Genomic DNA, 6,089 nt, shown 5'->3' on the forward strand with positions numbered 1-6,089 from the left:
TGCTGTCCATCCACACTCTTGAAACCAGTGCCTTTATAGGCGTTATTGCCAAAGCCGCCCATCAGGCCGGCCCCATGAGGGAACCCGTCAACAAGTGAAAAGATCCGGCCATTCGTTTGATCCTGCAAAAAGGACAAATCAATATTCGACGCTTGATCAGGATAATCATTGATAACGATTCCGTCCTCTTCCCATGTCAGTCCCTGGTCAAAGCTTCGGCGGATGACAGCATCGATATTGTTCGGTGAATCCCCTCCGTGCTCAACCCGGCGGTCAATTCCCGCGATAAGTGTTCCTTTCTGACTATGAAGTAATGCAGGAATCCGGTAATTATTAGACTCCATAAACCCTGGATAAAAGACGGAGAAAGGCTCTGTCACACTATCAGGCATTGGATTTTCTAATGATTCAGCTTTCGTTTCCCCTGTAACCGTTGTCAGGACTTCATTTGAAAGCGGCTCATTGTAAATTTTAACGAAATCAATATTCCCGCTGAATGGATACTGATTGCCTGCTGCTCTTTCCGTCCTTCCAAGTTGAGAACTGTTTGGTGAATGAATAGTACTTAGAAACTTTCGCGGAGACTGTTCATCTTGCTTGATTAGCTCCCCATCTAAAAAGTACTTGTATCCTTCTTCCTTATCCATCACCATCGCAAGAGTATGAACGGCATTTTCCTTCACATTCACCTGCGTCCTCACATGGACATTCGTCTTGGGTGCTCCTGCTTTCTGATAACGATTTTCGCTTCCGATGGCAGAAGGCGAAATGTACAGATGAAAATGGCCGTCCCGGACTTGATTGTTACTTAAAGAGAAAAGGGACATAATCGACGAACCGGTATACTGGAACCTCACAATAATGGTCCCTTCGTCGATTGCTTTCAACTGGTCAACCTGATCATTTAAGTCCGTGTAGTAACCATCTTTGATGATTTGGTTTTCAACAGATACAATCGGCTCCGGCATGTCAGCAGAAACGAATTGATCCGGACCAAACGAGGAAAGCATGAGAACCAATGAAAATACGAGCATTGAAAGTTTTTTTACCAAGAATATTACTCCCTTCAAAATTGTGGTATGGTACATTCTCCTAAAACTTCCTGTGTTGTCGCTTACAACTTTTCATTGCTGTTTCTCCTCATTTTCACCTCCGATCATCTTGTTCATTTGTTGTCATGTTAGTAGATTTCCAGCATGTAAGTAAGATAGTAACATGAATGACGCTCAATTATCTAATTATTTTTAAAAATGATAATAAACTGTCATTTAAGGTTTACGATGTTCAGTGATCAAATGATTCCATGTTTTACGGGATTCCTGCTGATATTTAAACCCTTGGACAGGGAAGATGGCACGTGAATAATTTTGACAGTTAAAAATCATTTTTAAAATAAATATTGACGGTTTACTTTCAAAAACTTTATACTTAACTCACATCGATGAAAACGCTTTTTTCTATTCGAGAAAATGAAAAAGCACAAAGGGAGGGAAAATGAACAAGGGGGAGTGAGGTGTCAGGGAATTTGGTCATCCAGGTCATAATTCCTTGATACGGAGAACAGAGGGAAGTTCATTCAAGTTCAAAATAATAAAAAGTGAAAGGGGTTACTTGAAAATGAAAAGTACTTTATTGAAGTTTGGTATTATTCTAATGGTCGTCTTTGGCTTAATCGCATGTTCCAATAATGAAGCTTCAAAAAATGCTGAAGGCGAAAGCTTTGAATTGAAGTTCGGCATGGTCGCCGGGAACGCACAAAATGAATTTAAGGCCGCAGAAAAACTTGCTGACTATGTGGAAAAAGAAAGTGATGGCCGTTTGAAAGTTAAAATCTATCCCAGCTCGCAGTTGGGCGATGACCGTGCGATGCTTGAACAGACACGCGAAGGGTCTTTAGACATTACACTTGCTGAAATGGGCCGCTTTGGAATTTGGGTACCTCGTGCGTCCTTGATGGGATTACCTTATGTAGTTGATGATTTTGACCACCTTAAAAAAGCAATCAATGAAACAGAATATGGCGAAAATCTGCGAAAAGAATTGGAATCAGAATACAACTGGAAAGTTCTTGGAACAGCTTACAATGGAACCCGCCAAACCACTTCTAATCGTGCGATTGAATCATTCGCGGATATGAAAGGCTTAAAGCTGCGTGTTCCTGAAGCAGACACATTATTGGATTATGCAAAATATACAAAGGCCTCTGCAACTCCAATGGCTTTCACTGAAGTGTATTTAGCACTTCAAACAAATGCAGTGGATGGCCAGGAAAATCCATTGTCAACAATTGATGCGCAGAAATTTTACGAAGTTCAAGATTACCTGGCTTTAACGAACCATGTTGTAAATGACAATGAGTATGTGGTAAGCAAGCAGACTTGGGATAAGCTACCTGAAGATTTGCAAAAAATCTTGGAAGAAGGGATCAAGCAAGCGGCAGATTATCACACTTCCCTATTTGAAGAGCAGGAAGCAAGCTTGATAGAAAAATTTAAAGAAGAAGGTATGAAAGTTACGGAGCCGGATTTAGCGCCATTTAAGAAAGCTTTGCAAAAAGCTTATCCAAAATACCTCGAAAAGATTGACGGAGATGCAAAGGGCTACTTAAAACAAATTCAAGAGGCGAATAAGTAAAAAAATAGGGTGAATAGGATGAAAAAGCTGTTTGATAATGTAGAGGAAATAATTGGCGGCACCTTGTTTCTACTCATGTTGGCCGTCCTGACTGTTCAAATTTTTTCCCGGCAAGTATTTGATCAACCATTAACTTGGTCTGAAGGCTTGGCTAAATTTATTTTTATCTATGTCGGGTATCTGGCCGTGGCAGTTGGAATCAAAGAAAACGGGCATGTTTTTATCGACTATTTCGTTACCAAGTTCCCCGCTAAAATCCAAAAGGTGATCAATTATGTATTTCAGTTCCTCATCGGTGCAGCCATTATATTGATGGGGTATATAGGCTATGAAATGGCGCTGCGCAAAGTGCCGGTAGACATTGTTTCGCTGAATATTTCTTATGTTTATATGTATATGGCCCTGCCGCTGCTATCTGTTTTAATGTTGTACCGCCTGATTGAACGGAATATAAAAGAAATTCGCAACAAAGGTAAGGAGGTGGGATAATTGAGTGTATTGGCAATTTTTGTTGGGTGGCTGCTGCTTTTGTTTTTAGGGATGCCAGTTGGATTCACATTGATTATTGCGGCATTTAGTTATTTTGCCATCACTGACTGGTCGTTGGTTTATTTCTCCGCAGCGAAGTTAATTGATAGTATTGATAGCTTTGCCCTGCTGGCTGTTCCCTTTTTCATCCTGACAGGAACACTGATGAATTCATCGGGCATAACCCAGCGAATTTTTGGCTTTGCCAAATCATTGGTCGGACACTATACCGGGGGACTTGGACACGTCAACATCATGGCGAGTCTGATGTTCTCCGGCATGTCCGGGTCTGCCTTGGCAGATGCCGGAGGACTCGGACAGTTAGAAATCAAATCAATGCGGGATGAAAAATATGATGATGATTACTCCGGGGGACTAACTGCGGCGTCTGCAATCATCGGTCCGATTATCCCGCCAAGTATTCCATTGATCATTTATGGCGTGATTTCGGACCAATCCATTGCGGACTTGTTTTTGGCAGGAGTCGTTCCCGGACTTTTGATGACCGTTTCCTTAATGGTCGTTGCGTATCTATTTGCAAAGAAAAGAGGCTATCAAAAGGCTGAAAAGGCGACATCAAGTGAACGTTGGACCTATTTTAAGAAAGCATTTCTGGCTTTATTGACTCCGGTCATCATCATTGGCGGAATCTTCTCCGGTTTCTTCACACCGACAGAAGCTGCCGTGATTGCCACGCTGTATGCGATGTTCTTAGGATTTTTCGTCTATAAAGAGCTTACATTAAAAAAGCTATTTATAAATGTGGTTGATTCGATGAAACTAACCGGTGTCGCTGTCCTGATGATCATGGGTGTTGAGTTCTTTGGGCAAATGATCGCTCATGAACAAGTAGCGATGAAAGTGGCTGAGTTTTTCTTATCCATCTCCGATAACCAAATCTTATTACTGGTTTTAATCAATGCACTGCTTATCTTCCTGGGGATGTTTATTGAATCACTGGCGTTATTGATATTATTGGTTCCAATTCTTGTCCCGGTCGTTGTAAGTGCCGGTGTCGATCCCGTTCACTTTGGAATCATTGTTATTCTTAACTTGATGATTGGGATTTTAACACCCCCTATGGGGATGGCATTATTCGTCGTATCGCGTGTCGGCCAAATCCCGGTCCATGTGATTACCAGGGGAGTCATTCCGTTTATTATCCCGCTTGTTGTGGCATTGGGATTGATAACGGTTTTCCCTCAGATTGCCTTATTTTTACCAAATCTCTTTAGCCCTTAAAAATAGGAAGAGGAAAGCCCTGAGCGGGTTTTTCTCTTCTGCATTTTACCGAGGCGGGGAGGAGAAGAAAGATGTATCTTGGTGTTTTTGATATTGGTGGAACCTCAATTAAATATGGAATTGTAAACCTGGAAGGAAAGCTCTTATTTCATGATTCCCTTCCGACTGAAGCCCACATGGGTGGCGAAGCAGTCATTCAAAAGGTAATTAATATATCAAAGGAATTAATAGACAGGTGGAAAATATCCGGTATTTCGATTAGTTCGGCGGGTCAAGTCAATTCTGAAACAGGAATGGTTGTGTATGCGACAGATAATATCCCCCGCTATACCGGTTTAAATATAACGGAGCTTATACAGAAAGAAACACATCTGCCAGTAATGGTAGAAAATGACGTCAACTGTACTGCATTAGGCGAATATTGGCTTGGTGCAGCCAAAGATGTGGATGATTTTATATGTGTAACAATTGGGACCGGGATTGGCGGAGCGTTATTTTTAGACGGAAAACTGTATACCGGCAAAGGCTATTGTGCAGGAGAAATAGGCCATATCACGTTATACCCCGATGGAAGAGAGTGTACATGTGGAAAGAACGGCTGCTTCGAGAGTTATGCCTCGAGCAAAGCACTTACAGACCTTATCACTAAGGCAGCCGGCAATACAGTTCCGTTGATACAGTTTTTTAAAGCAGTTAAAGCTGGGGATCCGGAGTCTTTAGCGCTATTTGAACTTTGGCTTAATGATTTAACAACTGGTCTAAAATCAATCGTGCACCTCTTGAATCCTGAACTTATTGTACTTGGCGGCGGGATTTCTGCTCAGGGAGACTTTTTATTAGAAGCCATAAAAGACTCTCTCTTTCCAAAACTAATGCCAAATCATGCCGCCACATTGGAAATCATGTTGGCGAAAAACGGGAATGACGCAAACCTCTTGGGAGCAGCCCAAAACTTTTACATGCATTCTACACATGGAGGAGATTGTTAAATGGCACCAGATCAAATGGCTAAATTAAACGGCATGAAACCAACGATGCTTATTGAACAACACAAGCATACGTTTACTAAATCAGAAAATAAAATATATGAATATATTATCGACAATACCGACAAAGTCATTTACCATTCATTAACCGAGCTTTCTGAGGCTTGTGAAGTTGCCGAGGCAACTGTGTTGCGTTTTTTTAGAAAATTAAATTTTAAAGGATTTCAGGATTTTAAATTCTTATTGGCGCAAGAAATTTCACAAGCTAAACAGCATAACGGAGAAGAAACGTTTAAAGAAAAGATTATGAATAATATTATCCAAGCAATCACTGATTCTTCAGAACTTGTTCAATTAGAGGAATTGAAAAAGGCGATTGACCACATTGATCAATCCAATGATGTCGTCATTTATGGAATCGGGTCTTCAGGGATCGCTGGGCTGGATATGCAAAATAGACTGATGCGCATCGGGAAGATCACTACGGTCATTACGGACGCCCATACGCAAATCATGCGGGCTTCATCGATGAATAAGAACACTGTGGTGATTGCGATCAGCTTAACAGGAAGCACAAAAGACATTGTAGATGCCATTAAAACAGCCAAGGCCAATCAGGCAACCATAATCGCATTAACAGCGTACGTGAAATCACCGTTAACCAGGTATTCAGATGTGGTGTTATTGTCTTCAGCTAAA

General features: G+C 41.3%; 6 protein-coding genes. 5 read left to right on the top strand and 1 reads right to left on the bottom strand.

Annotated features, from left to right (window positions below):
- Positions 1–1,052 (bottom strand): sialidase family protein (locus tag HP456_RS18310; protein WP_281358082.1); only part of this gene is annotated, 1,052 nt, incomplete at its 3' end.
- A 565-nt stretch (positions 1,053–1,617) separates the two neighbouring features.
- Between HP456_RS18310 and HP456_RS18315 the strand changes: the two genes are divergently transcribed.
- From HP456_RS18315 to HP456_RS18335, 5 genes are all read left to right on the top strand, one after another.
- Positions 1,618–2,634, top strand: coding sequence for a sialic acid TRAP transporter substrate-binding protein SiaP (locus tag HP456_RS18315; RefSeq protein WP_172253761.1), 1,017 nt, complete (start codon positions 1,618–1,620; stop codon positions 2,632–2,634).
- Positions 2,635–2,652: 18 nt separating this feature from the next.
- On the top strand, positions 2,653–3,123 hold the full coding sequence (locus tag HP456_RS18320) for a TRAP transporter small permease (RefSeq protein ID WP_172253763.1): 471 nt from the start codon (positions 2,653–2,655) through the stop codon (positions 3,121–3,123).
- Positions 3,124–4,404 carry a TRAP transporter large permease gene (locus HP456_RS18325; RefSeq protein WP_281358083.1) on the top strand — a complete coding sequence of 427 codons (1,281 nt, stop codon included), beginning with the start codon at positions 3,124–3,126 and terminating at the stop codon, positions 4,402–4,404. It abuts the gene before it with no gap.
- Positions 4,405–4,475: 71 nt separating this feature from the next.
- A complete protein-coding gene (locus HP456_RS18330; RefSeq protein WP_172253765.1) occupies positions 4,476–5,393 on the top strand; it encodes an ROK family protein in 918 nt (305 codons plus the stop codon).
- Positions 5,394–6,089: MurR/RpiR family transcriptional regulator (locus HP456_RS18335; RefSeq protein WP_246289239.1), on the top strand; the 696-nt coding region annotated here is incomplete at its 3' end.

Origin of the sequence: Bacillus haikouensis (genome assembly GCF_013179555.1) — a bacterium.
Taxonomy (GTDB): Bacteria; Bacillota; Bacilli; order Bacillales; family Bacillaceae_B; genus Rossellomorea; species Rossellomorea haikouensis_A.